Source organism: Streptomyces sp. B5E4, from assembly GCF_039871555.1.
Classification (GTDB): Bacteria; Actinomycetota; Actinomycetes; order Streptomycetales; family Streptomycetaceae; genus Streptomyces.
In genome coordinates this window covers 110,413-127,735 of record NZ_JBDPMI010000025.1, presented here as the reverse complement: position 1 = coordinate 127,735, position 17,323 = coordinate 110,413, and the positions used below count along the sequence as shown (strand labels likewise).

14 protein-coding genes and 1 tRNA gene are annotated in these 17,323 nt (G+C 73.8%); 5 read left to right on the top strand and 10 right to left on the bottom strand.

The genetic code is table 11. The annotated features are described in order from the left end of the window. Positions 1–44 precede the first annotated feature (44 nt). Positions 45–1,403 carry a sulfatase-like hydrolase/transferase gene (locus ABGA99_RS27065; RefSeq protein WP_347583623.1) on the bottom strand — a complete coding sequence of 453 codons (1,359 nt, stop codon included), beginning with the start codon at positions 1,401–1,403 and terminating at the stop codon, positions 45–47. Between the two features lie 237 nt (positions 1,404–1,640). On the opposite strand from ABGA99_RS27065, the gene ABGA99_RS27060 reads away from it, so the two are divergent. Together ABGA99_RS27060 and ABGA99_RS27055 are read left to right on the top strand one after the other, a co-directional pair. Then, positions 1,641–2,342 (top strand): hypothetical protein, encoded by a 702-nt coding sequence (locus ABGA99_RS27060; RefSeq protein ID WP_347580028.1) that lies wholly within the window; start codon positions 1,641–1,643, stop codon positions 2,340–2,342. Between the two features lie 252 nt (positions 2,343–2,594). Further along, entirely contained in the window at positions 2,595–3,641 is a 1,047-nt protein-coding gene (locus ABGA99_RS27055) for a hypothetical protein (RefSeq protein WP_347583621.1), read from the top strand. Here the strand turns inward: ABGA99_RS27055 and ABGA99_RS27050 are convergent. Next, complete coding sequence (locus ABGA99_RS27050; RefSeq protein WP_347580030.1) at positions 3,613–4,254, bottom strand: GyrI-like domain-containing protein; 642 nt, start codon at positions 4,252–4,254, stop codon at positions 3,613–3,615. The two genes, ABGA99_RS27055 and ABGA99_RS27050, sit on opposite strands and share 29 nt — an antisense overlap. Before the next feature lie 25 nt (positions 4,255–4,279). After that, on the bottom strand, positions 4,280–4,696 hold the full coding sequence (locus ABGA99_RS27045) for a DUF4440 domain-containing protein (protein WP_347580031.1): 417 nt from the start codon (positions 4,694–4,696) through the stop codon (positions 4,280–4,282). Between the two features lie 24 nt (positions 4,697–4,720). Between ABGA99_RS27045 and ABGA99_RS27040 the strand changes: the two genes are divergently transcribed. Continuing rightward, a complete protein-coding gene (locus ABGA99_RS27040; RefSeq protein ID WP_347580032.1) occupies positions 4,721–5,119 on the top strand; it encodes a helix-turn-helix domain-containing protein in 399 nt (132 codons plus the stop codon). Between the two features lie 22 nt (positions 5,120–5,141). Here ABGA99_RS27040 and ABGA99_RS27035 read toward each other — a convergent pair whose 3' ends face one another. Both ABGA99_RS27035 and ABGA99_RS27030 read right to left on the bottom strand, forming a co-directional pair. Continuing rightward, positions 5,142–6,923 (bottom strand): DEAD/DEAH box helicase, encoded by a 1,782-nt coding sequence (locus ABGA99_RS27035; protein WP_347583620.1) that lies wholly within the window; start codon positions 6,921–6,923, stop codon positions 5,142–5,144. A gap of 318 nt (positions 6,924–7,241) precedes the next feature. Next, complete coding sequence (locus ABGA99_RS27030; RefSeq protein ID WP_347583619.1) at positions 7,242–8,702, bottom strand: MFS transporter; 1,461 nt, start codon at positions 8,700–8,702, stop codon at positions 7,242–7,244. Between the two features lie 201 nt (positions 8,703–8,903). Between ABGA99_RS27030 and ABGA99_RS27025 the strand changes: the two genes are divergently transcribed. After that, positions 8,904–8,975, top strand: a tRNA-Cys gene (locus tag ABGA99_RS27025). 149 nt (positions 8,976–9,124) lie between these two features. Then, on the top strand, positions 9,125–9,835 hold the full coding sequence (locus tag ABGA99_RS27020) for a helix-turn-helix domain-containing protein (RefSeq protein ID WP_347583618.1): 711 nt from the start codon (positions 9,125–9,127) through the stop codon (positions 9,833–9,835). On the opposite strand, the gene ABGA99_RS27015 is transcribed toward ABGA99_RS27020, so the two are convergent. The 5 genes from ABGA99_RS27015 to ABGA99_RS26995 all read right to left on the bottom strand — a co-directional run bounded on the left by ABGA99_RS27015 (position 9,817) and on the right by ABGA99_RS26995 (position 17,123). Next, positions 9,817–10,395, bottom strand: coding sequence for a dihydrofolate reductase family protein (locus ABGA99_RS27015; RefSeq protein WP_347580036.1), 579 nt, complete (start codon positions 10,393–10,395; stop codon positions 9,817–9,819). The genes ABGA99_RS27020 and ABGA99_RS27015 overlap by 19 nt on opposite strands. A gap of 109 nt (positions 10,396–10,504) precedes the next feature. Then, a complete protein-coding gene (locus ABGA99_RS27010) occupies positions 10,505–12,064 on the bottom strand; it encodes an IPT/TIG domain-containing protein (protein ID WP_347583617.1) in 1,560 nt (519 codons plus the stop codon). 210 nt (positions 12,065–12,274) lie between these two features. Continuing rightward, the gene (locus ABGA99_RS27005) at positions 12,275–14,563 is read right to left on the bottom strand and encodes a xanthine dehydrogenase family protein (RefSeq protein ID WP_347580038.1); all 2,289 of its coding nucleotides are present in this window, start codon (positions 14,561–14,563) and stop codon (positions 12,275–12,277) included. Beyond that, a complete protein-coding gene (locus ABGA99_RS27000) occupies positions 14,560–16,230 on the bottom strand; it encodes a 2Fe-2S iron-sulfur cluster-binding protein (RefSeq protein WP_347583616.1) in 1,671 nt (556 codons plus the stop codon). The genes ABGA99_RS27005 and ABGA99_RS27000 overlap by 4 nt, the downstream gene beginning before the upstream one ends. Continuing rightward, positions 16,227–17,123: an FAD binding domain-containing protein gene (locus ABGA99_RS26995; RefSeq protein WP_347580040.1), complete on the bottom strand. Its 897-nt coding sequence runs from the start codon at positions 17,121–17,123 to the stop codon at positions 16,227–16,229. Before ABGA99_RS26995 ends, ABGA99_RS27000 begins: the two co-directional genes overlap by 4 nt. Between the last annotated feature and the right edge of the window lie 200 nt (positions 17,124–17,323).

Here is a 17,323-nt window from a genome sequence, read left to right as displayed (position 1 = left end):
ACCCCACACCGGCCCCCCACCCCCGCAACCGGCCCTCCGCCGCCCTATCCCCCTCTCGCGCGCCGCAGCGCCCCGTCCTTCCCCGCCTGGATCTCCCCGTCGAACCGGGCGCCCAGTGCCGTGAGTTCCCGCACGGTACGGCCATACGCCCCCGCGAGGTCGTGCCGCTCACCGGGGTCCGCCCCGATGTCGTACAGCAGCGGTGGGCGCGGCTCGCCCGGCTCGGGCTGCAGGCCGTTCCGGCGGCCCGGGAGATGGAGTTTCCACCGGCCTCGGCGAACGGCGTTGAGTGTCCAGTCGTGGTAGTGGTAAAGCACGCGCTCCGCAACGCGCCTTCCCGACCAGGTCGCCGACAGGTCGATACCGTCCATCGGCCGGTCGTCGGGGAGTTCGCTCCCCGTGACCGCCGCGACCGTCGGCACGACGTCGGTGAAGCAGGCGGGGTCGTCGTAGGTGGTGCCTGGCCCGATATGCCCCGGCCATTGCGCGAAGAACGGCATGCGGATGCCGCCTTCGAAGGTGTATCCCTTGCCCGCCCGCAGGCCACCGGTGCCGTGCTCGTCGGGGCCGTTGTCGCTGGTGATCACGACGAGCGTGTTCCCGTCGAGTCCACAGGCCCGGAGTTCTCCGAGCACGCGCCCGATGTGGAAGTCGGCCTGCTGGACGAGGTCGCCGTACGGCCCCGCCTTCGACGATCCCCGGAATCGCTTCTCCACGTAATACGGCTTGTGCGCGAGGGTGTACGGCAGATAGAGGAAGAAGGGCCGGTGCCGGTTCCGGCGGACGAAGTCGATGGCGCGATCGGTGTGACGCCGGGACAGGCCGGTCTGCTCGTCCCCTTCGAGCCAGTCGACGATCCCCGCACCGTCGTAGACCGGGAACGGTACGTCCATGGTGAAGCCCGGTATGCCGAAGAACTCGTCGAAGCCGTGGTGCAGCGGATGGAGCCGAGGGCGCTGGGCCGGGTCGCCCAAGTGCCATTTGCCGAAGATACCGGTGCGGTATCCGCGTGCCCCGAGGATCTCGCCCAAGGTACGTTCGCAAGCGGACATGCCGTCGGGGGCGCCCGGCCCCGGGGCCCAGGGCAGGCCGACGCGTTGCGGGTGCCGGCCGGTGAGCAGTCCCGCGCGGGCCGGAGTGCGGACCGGCCCCGGGGAGTACATCTGCGAGAACGTGACTCCCCTGGCGCCCACGCTGTCGATGTTCGGCGTCTCGATCTTCCGTGAGCCGAGCCGGCTCACATCGCCGTAGCCGACGTCATCGAGCATGATCAGCACGACGTTCGGGCGTACGCCCCTGCCGGCGTCCCGCTTGCGGACCGCGGCGCCCGCCCGGGTCCCCGCCGCGGCCACCGCCGGCCCGGTGCCGGCGCCGAGGACTGCACGTCGACTCGGCCGGTGCATTCCGGTCACGACTTCGGATCCTCACGGATGGGCGACAAGTCCCCGAAAGCTACGTCGGCGCACACGCGGCGATCGTCATCCCGCGAGCGGCACTCCGCCTCCGTCCCGCGACGCACCCGCGCAGGGGGCGTACGTCGTCGTGCCGCACGGCCGTGAACGCTCCGGGCCCCCGTCCCGTACCCGGGAGAAAGCGCGTACTTCCGTACGTGCCCCATCGGAATGAGAACCGGAGGAACCATGCACCGCACCTTGATGTCCCCGCGGCGTAGACGCGCCCCCGCCCCGGCACTCGCCCTCCTCGGTGGCCTGCTCGCCGTCGGCCTGGCGGTCCCCGGCGTGGTCCCGGCCGCCGCCGCGGGTGACGACCAGCCGCCGCAGACGCCCGCCGCTCCGGCCTTCGTGGACCGGACCGGCACGAGCGTCACCATGGAGTTCGGCTTCGGGGATCCCACCATCCCTCCGGACGACGTCGGTGTCACCGAATTCCTCGTCAGCAACGGGGAGACGACGAAGGTCGTGTCCGCGGACAGGTGGGGAACCGAGTTCACCGGCCTGCAGCCGGAGACCGGCTACTCCTTCACCGTCCGGGCCCGCGACGCCGCCGGCAACGTCTCCGGGACGAGCACGGCGGGCACGATCTCCACCGGTGTCGACCCCGACACCGAGCCCCCGTCGCCCGTGACCAGGATCCAGCCCGAGGAGGTGGCGGACGGGGCCCACTACGTGTGGTGGAGCGGCGCCCGTGACAACGTCAACTTCCCGCGGGGGCTGCGGTACCGGGTGACCACCGACGGCGGCACCGACCACATCGTCGGCAAGACCTTCTACGGCGACCATCCGAACGTCGGCGACCCGCCGCTGACCGGCTGCACCCTCACCGTCCGGGCCATCGACCGCTCGGGCAACGTCTCGGAGCCGCGCTCGGCCGACTTCTGCTGATCCGCTGACCGGCCGTCCGTGAGGCCGCGGTGGGCGGAGAAGCGGGGAGCACCGCCTCCCCGCCCACCGCGGCTGCGCCTCCCCCGCCCTCGCCCCGACAACGTGCTGATGAAGTGGGCTTTCGGGCTCCTTGCCGGATTTTCCCTCGGCGGGGGTGAGTTCCCCTCATGGATGAAGGAGACGTGAGAACTGCTTCATACAAGGGCACCCCGGGCACTTCACCCCCGTCCCCTGCCGTTAATCTCCGCGCTTATGACCGACCTTGAGATACACCAGCCGGACGCGGACGGCACCGGCGGCCGAGCCGCCGATTCCGCGTCCAAGACCAAGGCTGACGCCGAAGCCGACGGGGGTGACGGGCCCAGCGAGGTCCGCGAAGGCATCCGCCCGGGTGCCGAAGCCGCAGAAACCGCCGAAGCCGGGGCCGAAGTCGTCGCCGAAGCCGACGCCGAAGCCGCCCAAGCTGCCGAAGCCGCGCCCGCCCCACCCGTCGAACGCCTCACGCCCCCCGCCCGCAGCTGGGTCCTCTGGGGCGCCGGCGGCATCACCGTCCTCGTCCTCGCCGCCGATCTCCTCACCCGCGGCTTCAACCACTTCGAGCCGATACCCAGCATCCGCCGCATGGTCAACGTCGACCTGGAAGCCAACCTCGCGACCTGGTGGAACAGCACCCTCCTCCTCTCCGTCGCCGGCGTCGCCCTCGCCGCCGCCCTGCTCAGCGGGCGTGACGCCCGCCCCGGGCGGCTGTCGTGGCTCGGGTTCTCCGCCGCCACCGCGACACTCAGCATCGACGAGACCGTCTCCCTCCACGAACGCCTCGGCGAGGTCGGCAAGTCGTGGAAGGACACCGCGGGGGTGGCGCTGCCGTCGCACGCCTGGGTGCTGCCCGGGGCGATCCTCGCCGTGGCGGGCGTCGTGGTCGCGGTGGTGTGGGCGCGGCGGCTGCCGCGGGATCTGCGGTACGGGCTGCTGGGCGCGCTCGGGGTGTATCTGGGGGGCGCGCTGGTCGTCGAAGCGTTCAACGGCTGGGCGCACAAGAACGACCACAGCCTCACGCTCATGCTCGGCACCCTCGTCGAGGAGGGCCTGGAGATGGGCGCCTGCGTCGTCGCCCTCGCCGTCCTCGGCCGCTACGTCGTCCTGGAGCACGATCCGGTCACCGGCCGGACCTCCGCCTTTCTCCGCACCGAGCGCCCCGAGCGCCCCGGGCGCTCCAAGCGGTCCGGGCGCCCCAAGCGGTCCGGGCGCCCCAAGCGGTCCGAGCGCGCCGTCACCCCGTCCGTTCGACAGGCTGCCTGAGTACGGTCTTCAGCTTCTCCGGCCGGGCTCGCCGCGGGTCGCTCAGGTAGACCTCGTGGTGGTGCCCGGTCATCCGGAGGCCGTTCGCGGCCAGGTACTCGTCGTGGAGCCTGGCCAGCGCCGGCCCTTCGTCGTCGTACGGGCCCACGTGCAGGAGCTGCGCGCTGGTGCCCTCGTGAAGCGTTTCGACGCGGAGCAGGGGCAGCGCGGGCAGGGCGGCGGCGCCCTTCTTCGCGAGCGCCGCCCGCCTCGCCTCCTCGACGAAGTCGTCGGTGATCCACTCCGGCAGGCTGATCAGCATGCGCCACTGCCACGCGCCCTTGTCCCGCGTCACGAAGACCTCCGGGCGGTCCGCCCACCACAGCCCTTCGAGCGGTCCGACGACGAAGTCCCGGCCCAGGGTGCGCTTGCTCGCGAACTTGACCGTGTACGCGACCGAGTACAGCGCCTCGACCGCCTGGGCGTAGGAAGCGCTCGTGTTGGGGTCGCCCTCGCCGTCGACGGCGAGGAAGCGCTGCGCCGGTACGTCGACGACTTCCCAGTCGGTGTTCTTCGGCGCGTAGAACTGCTTGAGCGCGCGCTTGACGTCGTACTTGCTGTCGGAAGAGGGCATGGACCAGCCTAGCCCGGCGGGGCCGTCACGCCGCGGCCGCCGTCCCGAAGGGGTTGTCGATCACGTACCGCCACACCCCGTCCGCTCCCCTGCGGGCGACGTCGGTGGCGGTGCCCTCGATGTGGACGTGCGCCCGGTCCTGCCCGGGCCCGTCGAGGACCCAGTCGACGACGAGCAGCGCGGTGTCTCCGGTGACGTACACGTGCCGCGGCTGGACCCGGATGGGCACGCCCAGCGCCTGGAACTCGGCGTTGGCCGCCACCATCCGCTCCCCCGAGACGCTCGTGCCGGGGCGGGGAACGAAGACGGCGTCGTCGGCGTAGATCCGGGAGAGGGTGTCGGGGCTGCCGGAGTTGAACGCGGCGGCGAAGGCGTACGGGAGCCGCTCGGCGTCGTACGGGCGGAGGGAGTCGACGTGGCCGGGGTGCGGGTGACTGGTCATGGACGCAGCCAAGCCGAGCGCGGCGTGGCTCACCAAACGGAAACCCACGGCGGGGACCGCGAGACCTGGGACGAGGAGCTGATGCCGACCGCCGCCGGGCGCACCCGCCGGCCCGAGCCGGACTGCCCGGTGGAGAGGGCGCTCGCCGCGGTCGCCGGCCGCTGGACGACGCTGGTGCTGCGCGAACTGATGTGCGGCCCGCACTCGTTCGGCGCCCTGCGCGCCGGGCTGCCGGAGATCAGCCCGAAGGTGCTCACCGAGCGGCTGTCCGCGCTGCGCGACCGCGGGCTCGTCGTACAGGAGCGGCTCCCGGGCTTTCCGGTCCGTACGCGCTACACCCTCACCCCCGCCGGGAAGGCGCTGCGCCCGCTGCTCGTGGAGCTGTACCGCACCGGGGCCGAACTGGACCGCCTCCGCGACTGACCCCCGCCCCGCGCCCCCGTACTCACTTCATCCGCGTGGCCCACTCCCGCACCTTGGCTATCCGCTGGCGGATCTGCCCCGGCGTCGCCTCCGCGCTCGGCGGGCCGCCGCAGACGCGGCGCAGTTCCGTGTGGATCACCCCGTGCGGCTTGCCGCTCTGGTGGACGTACGCGCCGACCAGGGAGTTCAGCTCCTTGCGCAGCTCCATCAGCTCCCGGTGCGTGACCACGGGACGCCGGTCGGCGGGCAGTTCGAGCAGGTCCGCGTCCTCGGCCGGCTTCTTCCTGCTGTGTGCGATCTGGCGCGCCTGCCGCTTCTGCAGCAGCATCTGCACCTGGTCCGGCTCCAGCAGCCCGGGGATGCCGAGGTAGTCCTGCTCCTCCTCGCTGCCCGGGTGGGCCTGCATGCCGAACTCGGCGCCCTCGTAGACGACCCGGTCGAAGACCGCGTCCGACTCCAGCGCCTCGAAGGGCAGTTCGTCCTGGTCTCCGGTGTCCTCGTCCTGCTGCTTCTCGGCCTCCGCGAGTTCCTTCTCGCTTTCGGCGTACGGGTCCTCGTCGCCGTCCCGCTTCGGCTTGTCGAGGACGTGGTCGCGCTCGACCTCCATCTCGTGCGCGAAGCCGAGCAGCGCGGGGATCGTCGGCAGGAAGACGGACGCGGTCTCGCCGCGCCTTCGTGACCGTACGAACCGGCCGACCGCCTGCGCGAAGAACAGCGGCGTCGAGATCGTCGTCGCGTACACCCCGACCGCCAGCCGCGGCACGTCCACGCCCTCCGACACCATCCGCACCGCGACCATCCAGCGGTCCTCGGAGTCGCTGAACTCGTCGATGCGTTTCGACGCGCCCGTGTCGTCGGAGAGGACGACGGTGGCGCGGTGGCCGGTGATCTCCTTGATCAACTTGGCGTAGGAGCGGGCGGAGTCCTGGTCAGCGGCGATGACGAGGCCGCCGGCGTCGGGGATGCCGCGCCGGATCTCGGTGAGGCGGCGGTCGGCGGCGCTGAGGACGTTGGGCATCCAGTCGCCGCGGGGGTCGAGGGCGGTGCGCCAGGCCTGGGCGGTGGCGTCCTTGGTCATCGGCTCGCCGAGCCGGGCGGCGACCTCGTCGCCGGCCTTGGTGCGCCAGCGCATGTTGCCGCTGTAGGAGAGGAAGATGACGGGGCGGACGACGCCGTCGCCGAGGGCGTTGCCGTAGCCGTAGGTGTAGTCGGCGGAGGAGCGGCGGATGCCGTCGTTGCCCTCTTCGTAGACGACGAAGGGGATGGGGTTGGTGTCCGAGCGGAACGGGGTGCCGGTGAGGGCGAGCCGCCGGGTCGCGGGCTCGAACGCCTCCAGGCACGCCTCGCCCCAGGAGCGGGAGTCGCCGGCGTGGTGGATCTCGTCGAGGATGACGAGCGTCTTGCGCTGCTCGCAGCGGTTGCGGTGCAGCATCGGCCGTACGCCTACGCCGGCGTAGGTGACCGCGACGCCGTGGTAGCTCCTGCCGACCGGTCCCGCGCTGTACTCGGGGTCGAGGCGGATGCCGATACGGGCGGCGGCTTCGGCCCACTGGGTCTTCAGGTGCTCGGTGGGCGCGACGACGGTGATCTGCTGCACGACGTGGTGGTGCAGCAGCCAGGAGGCGAGGGTGAGCGCGAAGGTCGTCTTGCCGGCGCCAGGGGTGGCGACGGCGAGGAAGTCGCGCGGCTGGGACTGCAGGTAGCGGTCCATGGCCGCTTCCTGCCAGGCACGCAGCTTGCCGGCGGTGCCCCAGGGGGCACGGCCGGGGAAGGCCGGTGAGAGGTGATGAGAGGTGGTGCTCACGGTCTCCGGGTGGGGTCGGTCGTCGCTGGCGGCCGCTCGTCGCCGACCGCGTCAGCAGCCTACCGGTGCCCCACGCGCCACCCACGGCGCGCCGGACGAGAGGAGACTCACACGAACGCGGGGCGGGAGACGTCCGGTTCACACCCCGCCTCGAAGCGGTACGTATCGAAGCGATACGACCCGAAGCGGCGGCTATCGAAGCGTCACGTACCGAAGCGGAACACCTCGACCCGACGGTGTCGAAGCGATACGACGCGAAGCCAGACGACGCCATACGCATCGACGCGCTCTGCCCCTCCGAGCCCGCGCGCCTTAGCCTCAGCCCGGAACCGGCTTCGCCCCCGCCGTCGTACGCAGCCTCCCGGCCACCGCCGCACCGACCAGCGCCACCCCCGCCATCGGCAGCAGCACCGCCACGAACGCACCCGGCTGGGTGTCGCCGCCCGCGCCCAGCGCGCCGTGGCCGACGGCCGCGCCGCCGAGGGCGGCGAAGATGACGCCGGCGACGGCCAGAAGGACGACGTTGGCGAGGCTGTCGGAGAGTTGGAGGGCGGCGGAGTTGGTGCCGGCCTCTTCGGGGGCGGAGAGCTTCAGGAGCAGCACGCTCGTACCGGAGATGACCATTCCCATGCCGTAGCACCCGAAGGCCCACTCGACGGGGACGATCCACACCGGCAGCGACTCCACCAGCACCAGCGGCGCGGTCGCGATCGCCGTGGCCGCCAGCAGCATGCCGATGCGGACGAGCCGCGTCCGGTACGGGTCCAGCCGGGGCCGCGCCTGCGTCCAGGAACCCAGCGCCCAGGTCGCGCCGCCGACCGCCAGACACATGCCGGCCTCGGTCACCGACAACCCGCGCTGGGTGACCAGCATCAGCGGCACGAAGCTCTCCGCGGCGATGAACGACCCCGCCGCGATGCCGCGCATCAGCACGACGGTGGGCAGCCCGCGGGCGGCGACGTACGTACCGCGCGGCAGCAGCACCCGCACCGCCGGCACCAGCAGCGCGGCGCCGACCAGGGCGGGCAGCAACGAGAGCCAGCGCAGGTCCTGCCCCGCGTACTGCAGCAGCCCGCCGCCCGCCGCGATGGCCAGCGCGAGCCGGATGCGGCGCCGGTCGAGGGCGGGCGGCGCGGCGGGGTCGACGGGGCCGCGGGCGCGGCGGCGTATCGCCGGAAGGGCGACGACCAGCGGTACGACGACCAGCGGCGGTATGCCGAGGAAGACCCAGCGCCACCCCAGGTGCTCCGTGACACTCCCGGCCGCGAGCGGCCCCACGACGGACGGCACCACCCACGACGCGGCGAACGCGGCGAGGATCGACGGCCGCAGCCGCTCCGGATACGCGCGGCTCACGGTCACGTACAACGCGACGATCACCAGCCCGCCGCCGAGCCCCTGCACCGCCCGCCCGGCGACGAACGCCCACATCGACTGCGCCGTGCCGGATACCACCAGCCCGACCGCGAACGTGCCGATCCCGGCGGTCAGCGGCCGCAGCGGCCCGCTGCTGTCGCACCACTGGCCGGAGAAGACCATGGCGAAGAGCGCGGTGGTGTAGAAGGCGGAGAAGGCGTAGGCGTAGAGCCCGATGCCGTCCAGGTCGTGCGCGGCGACGGGCATCGCGGTACCCACGGCGGTGGCCTCGAACGCGATGAGCAGGACGACGGTGACGATCCCGATGCTGAGCGCCCGGTACGGCCGCCGCAGCACGCCTTCGGGAGCGGGCGGGGCGCCGGCGGGGGCGACGTCGGTGTCGCGCGATTCGAGGCTGGCCATGACCAGCAGGGTAAGTCCCCACACCGACAAGAGCCCCTGTCGAAGGTCGCGTACTCCCCGGTCCCTTGGTCCTACGCCCCACCCGCGTCACGCCCGCCCCATTACGTCACCGGTGTGCACGGGCCGTTGCCACCGTGTGACATCCCCCCGCCCCGCATTGAGCGGGCCCCCTCCCCCGCCTACGCTCGTCATCAGCACCAAGGCCGTGTGCCCGAGTGGCTGAGGGGCTCGCCTGCAAAGCGAGTGACGCGGGTTCGATTCCCGCCACGGCCTCAGATCGATGACCAGGCAAAACGAAGGCGGCAACGCACCGGGGGCCGGCCTCTTCGCGTGTCCGTTTCAGTTCCCGTCTCAGGTTTCGACCTGCCGGTCTGCGGTTTCCGTCCCTTCGGGCCGGCCACCACGCGGCGTATTCTCCGGCCGTGGAACTCAGCTTCGAGACGCGTCGGTCCGACTCGCCCTGGGTCGACACCGTGTGGACCTGCACGAGCGAGCAGGTCACGGCGATGACATCGGTCGCAGGGGTGCACTGGGGCCTGGTGTTCTGGCGGCAGGACGGCCGGGCGTACGCGGCCGTCACCGGACCCGAGACCCGGACCGGGACGGCGCCCGTGCCGGAGGGCGCGACCTTCACCGGCATCGAGTTCGCCCTCGGCACCTCGTTGCGGGCCGTGCCCACGCCGGCGCTGGTCGACGGGGGCGTCGAGCTGCCCGACACCACCCGCCGGACGTTCCGTCTGGACGGCGTGCCGTGGGAGACGCCTCATGCCGACGACGCCGAGGCCCTTGTCGGGCGCCTCGTCCGGGCCGGGACCGTGGTCCGTGACCCGCTCGTCGCCGAGGTGCTGCGGGGTCACCGCCCGGCCGTCTCGGGGCGCACGGTCGAACGCCGGTTCCGCGCCGCGACCGGGCTGACCCAGGGGGCCGTCCGGCAGATCGCGCGGGCCCGCACCGCGGCGGAGCTGCTGGCGCTCGGCGTCCCGGCCGCTTCCGTCGTCGCCGGGCTCGACTACTTCGACGAGCCGCACCTGGCCCGGGCGCTGCGCTCCTATGTCGGACGCACCGCACGGCAGTTGCGCGAGGGCGCCGGCGGTGCGATCGCCCTCCATCCGGATCAGCGCCTGACGTCGTAGATCAGTTTGAGGATCCCGTTCGAGTAGCTCTCCGACTCCCGCAGCGTCAGCATCTGCTTGTCGCGGTCGGCCCGGCCGAACAGGCTCTTCCCGGCACCGAGCAGCACCGGGAAGACGAGCAGGTTGTACTGGTCGATCAGGTCCGCGTCCGACAGCCTCCGGGCCAGCTCCGCGCTCCCGTGGATGAAGATCGCGCCGCCCTCGCCCTCCTTGAGCGCGGCGACGTCCTCGGTCGAGCGCAGGAGGGTCGTGGGCCCCCACCCGTCGACGAGGGCGTCCTCGGACAGCGTGGTCGACACCACGTACTTGGGCAGCTCCTTGTACTCGGCGTGGTCCTCCGAGCCGGGCCAGACCGGCGCGAACGCCTCGTAGCTGCGGCGGCCGAACATCAGCGCCGTCGTGTCGGCCAGTTCCTCCCCCTTCAGCGACCAGGCTTCCGGCACGAATTCGAGGTCCTTTGCCACCCATCCGCCGCTGCGGTGCTCCTCCCCCGGCCCGCCCCCGGGCGAGTCCACGACGCCGTCGAGCGATATGAAGGCGGTGTAGACCAGGTCACGCATGGTGCTGTCTCCTCATGATCGGGCGAGCTTCCGGAGCCACGCTAGATCGCTGCCGGGGCTGCCGTCTTGGACGGAAACGACAGCGGGTCCGGGCGGCTGCACGCCGGACTCAGTCGCCGTAGGTGAACTCGTCGTACGGGCCCGTCGGGGACGTGGCGAAGTCGGTGACGATCATGATGTCCACCGTGGCCGGGTCCGTGGGGAGGTGGCGGGGGGCCCTGGCCGTGAGGACGGTGGAGGACTCGTGGTCGACGTGCGCGGAGGCGTGGTTGCGGAAGAGAACCTTGGCGTCCTGGGTGAAGCCCGTGCCGTTGACGGTGACCTTGGTGTCGACCCGGCCGCGGGCCGGGGAGATCGAGGTGATCGCCACCGGGGCGGAGGGGCCGTACGCGAAGCGGGCCGCCGGGACGGCAGGAGACGTGCCGAGGAAGTTGGTGACCCGGACGTCGGCGATGCCGGCGCCGTCGGGGGCGTAGGCCGTGAGGGACGTGGCGGAGTCGACGGTGTAGTGCGTGCAGGGCACCGTGCCGAAGTCGACGGCGGTGTTGGTGTCGAAGCCGCTGCCCGTGATCGCGATCTTCGTGCCGCCCTGTCCCGTGGTGGGGCTCAGGCCGGTCACCACCGGGCCGGCGTCCAGCGGCGGGGCGTCCAGCAGGGCGAGGTACGTCGCGTCGGCGTGCTGGTACGCGACCTGGCCCAGGAAGTCCGCGGTGGTCTGATCGGTGAGCGCGGGGTCGTTCGTGAGGTAGTGCGGGTTCACCGTGATCGGGTTGTTCGCGCCGGGCTGGACGTAGACGTTGCCCTTCCTGAACCCGTCGATCACGAGCAGCAGTTCCTTCACCTTGTCGGTCGCCGCCGGCCCCGGGGACGGGTACCAGCCCGTCGCCGTCCTCAGGTTCGACCAGGCCAGCGGGACGAGGTCGTACGCGTTGACGTGGCGCTCGTACTGCGCCCAGGGCAGCGAGTCGACGTAGTCGGCGAAGCCCTGCCCGCCCGCGGTCGGCGCGGCGTACGTGATCAGGGCGAGCTGCGGCGGGTTCGCCGGCCAGTTCCACGCCTGGAGATACGGGGCGAGCATGGTGGCGACGCAGCCGCCGAGGCTGTGGCCGATGACGTAGACGGTGGGCTGGGGTGAGGGCGGGAGGTTCTGCACCAGGGCGGCCAGTTCCTCGGTGATCGTGGCGGTCAGCGGGACCGGCCCGGCGCCCGTCGTGTCCCCCGCCAGCCCCTCCGCGCCGCGCGCCGTCGCGACCTGCGTGAACGCCGCCATCGCGCCCGCCGAGACCGCCAGCGGCGCCGCGCCGCCGGCGGGGGTGAACGTCACCAGCGTGCCGACGTCGAGGTCTTCGAGCATGTCGGCCGGGTTGTCGACGGTGCCGCGGACGACGACCGCGATCTGGTTCGAGCCGTCGGTGTTGAGGGCGACGTAGACGAGGTTGGCGTTGTCCGGGCTGAGGGCGAGCCAGAGCAGTTCCCAGCCGCTGACGACCGTGGAGCTCTGCAACTGCGCCACGATGCCGCGGCGGACACGTGCGGTCTGCTCCGCCACCGTCTCCCCCGAGGGCCGCGGGGTCGCCGCCGTGGCGGCGAGCGCGGCGAGGGTCATGGTGACCTGGGAGCTCAGCGGGGCCTGGGACGTCACGGCGGTGGAGGGGGCCGAGGTCTTCATACGTGCTCCTTGCCTGCGCGGCGTCGGCGTCGGGGCGGGGCGGGGAGGCCCCGGAGGAGCGCGTCTCGGCGGTACGGCAGGTGCGGCGGAGTGCGTACGGCCACGGCTCTTCCCGCGGACCGTATCGCCTCATGATTCACATCACGGGCATTGAGCGCCCAACGCCCCCGAAGGTGCCCCTACTGCACCGCGGCCCACTGCACCCGCCGCCTACTGCACCGCCGCCGACTGCGGCCGGATCGGCAGCCTGCTCACCGGCCGCCCGGTCGCCGCCCGCACCGCCGCCGCGATCGCCGCCGGCGACGTGACCACCGGCGCCGCGCTGGCCGCCTTCGCGCCGAACGGCGCCACCACGTCCCGCTCCTCGATCAGCTTCACGATCCGCACGTCGGGCGCGTCGAGCGCCGTGGGCAGCGGATAGCCGGTGAGGTCGGGGTGGCGGACGATGCCCTTGTTCGTACGGAGGTTCTCCATCAGCGCCGCGCCCACGCCCTGCGTGACGCCCGCCTCGATCCGGGCCGCGAGCTGCCGCGGGTTGAGCACCTTGCCGACGTCCTGCGCGACGGCCATCTCCACCACCCGCACGGCGCCCAGCTCCACGTCCACGTCCACCACCGCGCGCACCGCGCAGAACGCCATGCCCACGAACGCGTCGCCCTGCCCGTTGGCGTCGAGCGGCTCCGTCGGGTGCGGGCGGCACTGGGCGGTGGCCCACAGCTCCTTGCCCTCCAGCGCCTCGGCGACCGTCGTCGACAGCACGCCGTCGTACGACGTGATCTTGCCGTCGGCGATCGTCAGCAGCTCCGCGGACATGCCGAACTTCTGCGCCAGCGGCTGCAGCAGTTGGGTACGGACCATCTTCGCCGCCCGCTCCACCGCGCCGCCCGAGACCCAGGTGTGCCGCCCGTGGCAGGCGGGCCCGGCGGCGGGCTGGTCGGTGTCGACGGGCGCGGTGTGCACCTCGTCGACGCCGAGGACTTCCTGCACGATCTGCCGGGCCAGGGTGGCGAAGCCCTGGCCGGTCTCGACGGCCGCGCAGATCACGGTGGCGACGCCGCCGCTGACGCGGACGGTCGCGGTGGCCACCTCGTCGGCGCCCTCGGCGCCCAGCATGTGCACCATGCCCAGCCCGTAGCCCACGCCCCGGCGCACGACGCCCGGCTCGCCCGCGCCCTCGGGGCCGCCGGGCAGCAGGGCCCGCTCCTCGGGGTCCTCGGGCGGCAGCGGCGCTTCGCGTACGGCGGTGAGGAGTTCGGCGACGGGCGCGGGGCAGGTGACGGTCTGGCCGGTGGGCAGCAGGTCGCCGGTGGCCATCACGTTGCGCGCGCGCAGCTCCGCGGGGTCCATGCCGAGGGCCGCCGCGAGCTTGTCCATCTGCCCCTCGTACGCGGCGCAGACCTGCATGGCGCCCTCGCCGCGGACGTGTCCCGAGGGCGGGTTGTTCGTACGGACCACCCAGCCGTCGACGAACGCGTGCGGGACGACGTACGGGCCGCAGGAGAACGACACCGCGGCGGCAAGGGCGTCGGCGGAGGTGTCGGCGTAGGCGCCGCCGTCCATCAGGATCTGCGCCTCGACCTTGACGAGCTTGCCGCGGGCGTCGGCGTGGTGCCGGTAGCGCAGCAGGGTGGGGTGGCGGTGGGCGTGGCCGAGGAACGACTCCTCGCGGGTGGCGAGGAGCTTGACCGGCGAGCCGGTGCGCAGCGCGAGCAGCCCGAGGGGAAGCTGCATGGAGCCGTCCTCGCGGTCGCCGGTGGCGCCGGGGACGCCGGTGACGACGACCTTGACCCGGTCCGCTGCCAGGCCGAGGCAGGCGGACACCTGGTCGCGTACGGAGTGGGGGTCGGTGGCGGCCGCGTAGATCTCCACGCCGCCGTCGGGGCGCGGCACGGCGAGACCGGCCTCGGCGCCGATGGGCGCGGGGTCCTGGCGGCCGATGCGGTACGTGCCCTCGACGACGACCTCGCCGGCGGCCCCCGGGTCGCCGAAGCGCAGGGGAATGTGCCGGATCAGGTTGCCGTCGGGGTGCAGGGGCTCGGCCTCGAAGGCGGCCTGGGGGTCGGTCACGGGGTCGAGCAGTTCGTACTCGACGGCGATGGCGGCGGCGGCCAGCCGCGCGGTGTCGGGGTGGTCGGCGGCGACGGCGGCGACGGGCTCGCCGTGGTGCCGGACGATGTCGTGCGCGAAGACGGGCCGGTCCCGTACGCCGCGGCCGTGGTCGGCGGCGTCGGGCAGGTCGCGGTGGGTGACGACGACGCGGACGCCGGGCATGGCCTCGGCGGCGGAGGTGTCGACGGAGACGATCCGCGCGTGCGCGTGCGGGGAGCGGTGCAGGGCGGCCCAGAGGAGGCCCTCGGCCCACAGGTCGGCGGCGTACGGGAACGTGCCCTCGGTCTTGGCGGCGAGGTCGGTGGGGGGGAGCGAGGCCCCGATCCCGTGGGCCTCGGGGCCGCCCGGGGGGAGGGGGGTCGTCGCCGTGTGCTCCGAGGAGGGGGTCACCGGGGGCCTCCCTCGTGGGGGTTCGGGGGGCGGGGCGGGGGCATGCGGACCGTGTCGGGAGCGGGGTGGGCACCGCCTTCGCCCGGTCCCGCCTGCTGCGGGATACGGACGCGCTCGGCGTCGTCCTCCGGGTCCGGGGCGCGGCGGCCCGCGATGACCTCCTGGACGGCGTCGAGCACGGCGCGGTAGCCGGTGCACCGGCACAGGTTGCCGCTCAGCGCCCGGCGGGCCTCCAGGTCGCTCGGCGAGTGGTTGCCCTCCAGCAGGTCGTGCACGGTCATCGCCAGGCCCGGCACGCAGAACCCGCACTGCACCGCGCCCGACGCGGCCAGCGCGCGCTGGACGTCGGAGTGCACGCCCTGGTCGGCCAGGCCCTCGACCGTGCGGATCTCGGCGCCCGCGGCGGTCGCGGCCGGCACCAGGCACGCCGCGACGAGCCGGCCGTCGACCTTCACCGAGCACGCGCCGCACTCGCCCTGCGAGCAGCCGTCCTTGGCGCCCGCGAGGCCCAGCCGCTCGCGCAGCACGTAGAGGAGGGACTCCCCGATCCACGCGCCGGTGACCGGGCGGTCGGCGCCGTTGACGCGCAGCACGTACGACGCGAGGGGGTGTTCGTCCGCCGGCAGGGCGGAGACCGGGGCCGGGGCCGGCTCGGCCCCGGCAGGGGCGGCTTCCTGCGCCGGATCGGCCGGGGCCGCCTCGTCGGCCCGGTCGGTCTGCGGCGGCCGGGGTACGTCCTGCGCCTCCGGCGCGTGCTCCCGCGCGTCGCCGTCCGGCTGCCCGCCGCCCGCGGAGCGGTCGTGCAGCGCGTACTCCCCGGAGTCCTCCGGCAGGTCGTCGGGCGCGGTCGGGATCGCCCAGCCCGGGGACGTGTCGCCGTCCTGCGGCACCGGGCGCCAGGCGCTGATCTGCCCCTCGTCGGGGGGGCCTTCGCGGTCGGCCGGGTGCGGTGCGGGGCCCGGGGGGACCTCGCCGTACGGGCCGTCGCCGGCGTCCGCGTGCGCGGCGCCCGGCCACGTGCCCGTACCCGGGTCGTGGTGCGCCGGGTAGCCCGGGTCCGCCCACCGCTGCGCACCGCCGTCGGGGCCCGCGTCCTGCCGCAGTCCGTACGCACCCTGCCCGCCGCCCGGCGCGCCCTGCGCGTACCCTCCCCCGCCGGCTACTCCCCCGCCGGCTACGCCCTCACTGGCGGGGGTGCCCCCACTCTCACCGGCGGGGGAACCCCCATTGGCCGCCGCGCGCCGGCTCTCCGCCACCGCGCGCATGCCCGCCTGTCCGAAGCCCCCGGCCCCGGACCGCCGGGGCTGACCCGGGCCGTCGCCGTGACCGTCGCCCCGGCCGGGCCCGGCCGCTTCCGGCCCGTATCCGTACGCCTCGCCGTGCCCGTACCCCTCCGGCGCCTCCTGGGCCGTCTGCCCGCTCAGCCCCTCCGGGATCTGGAACTGCCCCGTCTGCCCCGGGTCCGTCGCCGGGACCGCTATCGGCGGCGGCACGTACCCGTGTCCCGGCGCCGCCAGCGGCACGCCCGCGTCCGCCTCGGGGAACGCCTCCGGCGGCAACTGCACGAACGCCGTGGCGTCCGGGTCGCCGTCCGCACCCTGCGGCATCGGCTGCCAGCCCCCGGTGCCGTACTGCGGCTGCTGGTCGTCCACATGGTCACGGCTCACGACAGCGCCCTCCCCAGTGCCCGGCGCGCGAGCGCCGACACCGTACGCCGCAGGTGCAGCGCGGCGGCCGGCAGCCGCGGCGGCTCCTCGCCCTCCGGACCCGGCGGCGGGTCGGGGATGCACGCGGCGGCGACGTACTCGCCGAAGGCGGCCAGCGCCTCCGGGGGCAGCCCGCGGTGGCCGTCCCAGTCCATCAGGCCCGCGACCCACTGCTCGGCCTCCATCGGCCGCAGCGGCGCGGGCGCCACCGCGCCGACGGCGCACCGCACCGAGCGGCGCGCCGGGTCGAGCACCAACGCGACCGAGGCGACCGCGCGCCCCGGTCCCGTACGCCCGGTGGCCTTGAGGAACACCTGCGGCGCGTGCAGCAGCGGCGCCCGCACGAACGCGATCAGTTCGCCGGTGCGCAGCATCTCCACGCCGGCGAGCAGATGGCTGACCGGGATCTCGCGGTGCCCGCCGGCGGGCTCGGCGATCAGCACGGTGGCGTCGAGCGCGGCGAGCACCGGCAGTGCGTCGCCGGTGCGGTCGGCGGAGGCGATGTTGCCGCCGAGGGTGCCCGCGTTGCGCACCTGCGGCGGGCCCGCGGCGCGCGCGGCGGCGGCGAGCGCGGGGATGAGCGCGGCGAAGTCGGGCCGCCCGATGCGGGCGTGGGTCAGGCCGCTGCCCAGGAGGGCGGCGCCGTCCTGGTAGTGCCAGCCGCGCAGCTCGCTGATCCGGCCGAGGCCGACGAGCGCGGAGGGGCGCAACAGGCCCGCGTTGACGGCCGCCATGAGGTCGGTCCCGCCGGCGACGGGCACGGCGGCGGGCATGGCGACGAGCGCCGCGACCGCTTCGTCGAGCGAGTCCGGCAGCACCACCGTCTGCGCGGCCTGCGGTGCATGAGTGGTCAACCCGGCTGCCCCTTCCGCAGTGTCCCCCAGGAGTTCCGGCCGTTCCGCCGTACGGTACGGGCTCCCGGCCGGGACGTGGCAACTCTGGCACATCCGTCACGGTCCGGGGCCGCCTCCGGCGGCGCGGAAGAACACGAGCGTACCCCGCTCGGCACCCAACTCGCGGGCCCGGATCGGGACCTGGCCGGTGCCGCGTGGGG

What these genes read in the sequence shown, in the direction of transcription:
- ABGA99_RS27065 (WP_347583623.1), bottom strand. Translation starts at nt 1,403, where the DNA reads ATGCACCGGCCGAGTCGACGTGCAGTCCTCGGCGCCGGCACCGGGCCG.
- ABGA99_RS27060 (WP_347580028.1), top strand. Translation starts at nt 1,641, where the DNA reads ATGCACCGCACCTTGATGTCCCCGCGGCGTAGACGCGCCCCCGCCCCG.
- ABGA99_RS27055 (WP_347583621.1), top strand. Translation starts at nt 2,595, where the DNA reads ATGACCGACCTTGAGATACACCAGCCGGACGCGGACGGCACCGGCGGC.
- ABGA99_RS27050 (WP_347580030.1), bottom strand. Translation starts at nt 4,254, where the DNA reads ATGCCCTCTTCCGACAGCAAGTACGACGTCAAGCGCGCGCTCAAGCAG.
- ABGA99_RS27045 (WP_347580031.1), bottom strand. Translation starts at nt 4,696, where the DNA reads ATGACCAGTCACCCGCACCCCGGCCACGTCGACTCCCTCCGCCCGTAC.
- ABGA99_RS27030 (WP_347583619.1), bottom strand. Translation starts at nt 8,702, where the DNA reads ATGGCCAGCCTCGAATCGCGCGACACCGACGTCGCCCCCGCCGGCGCC.
- ABGA99_RS27015 (WP_347580036.1), bottom strand. Translation starts at nt 10,395, where the DNA reads ATGCGTGACCTGGTCTACACCGCCTTCATATCGCTCGACGGCGTCGTG.
- ABGA99_RS27010 (WP_347583617.1), bottom strand. Translation starts at nt 12,064, where the DNA reads ATGAAGACCTCGGCCCCCTCCACCGCCGTGACGTCCCAGGCCCCGCTG.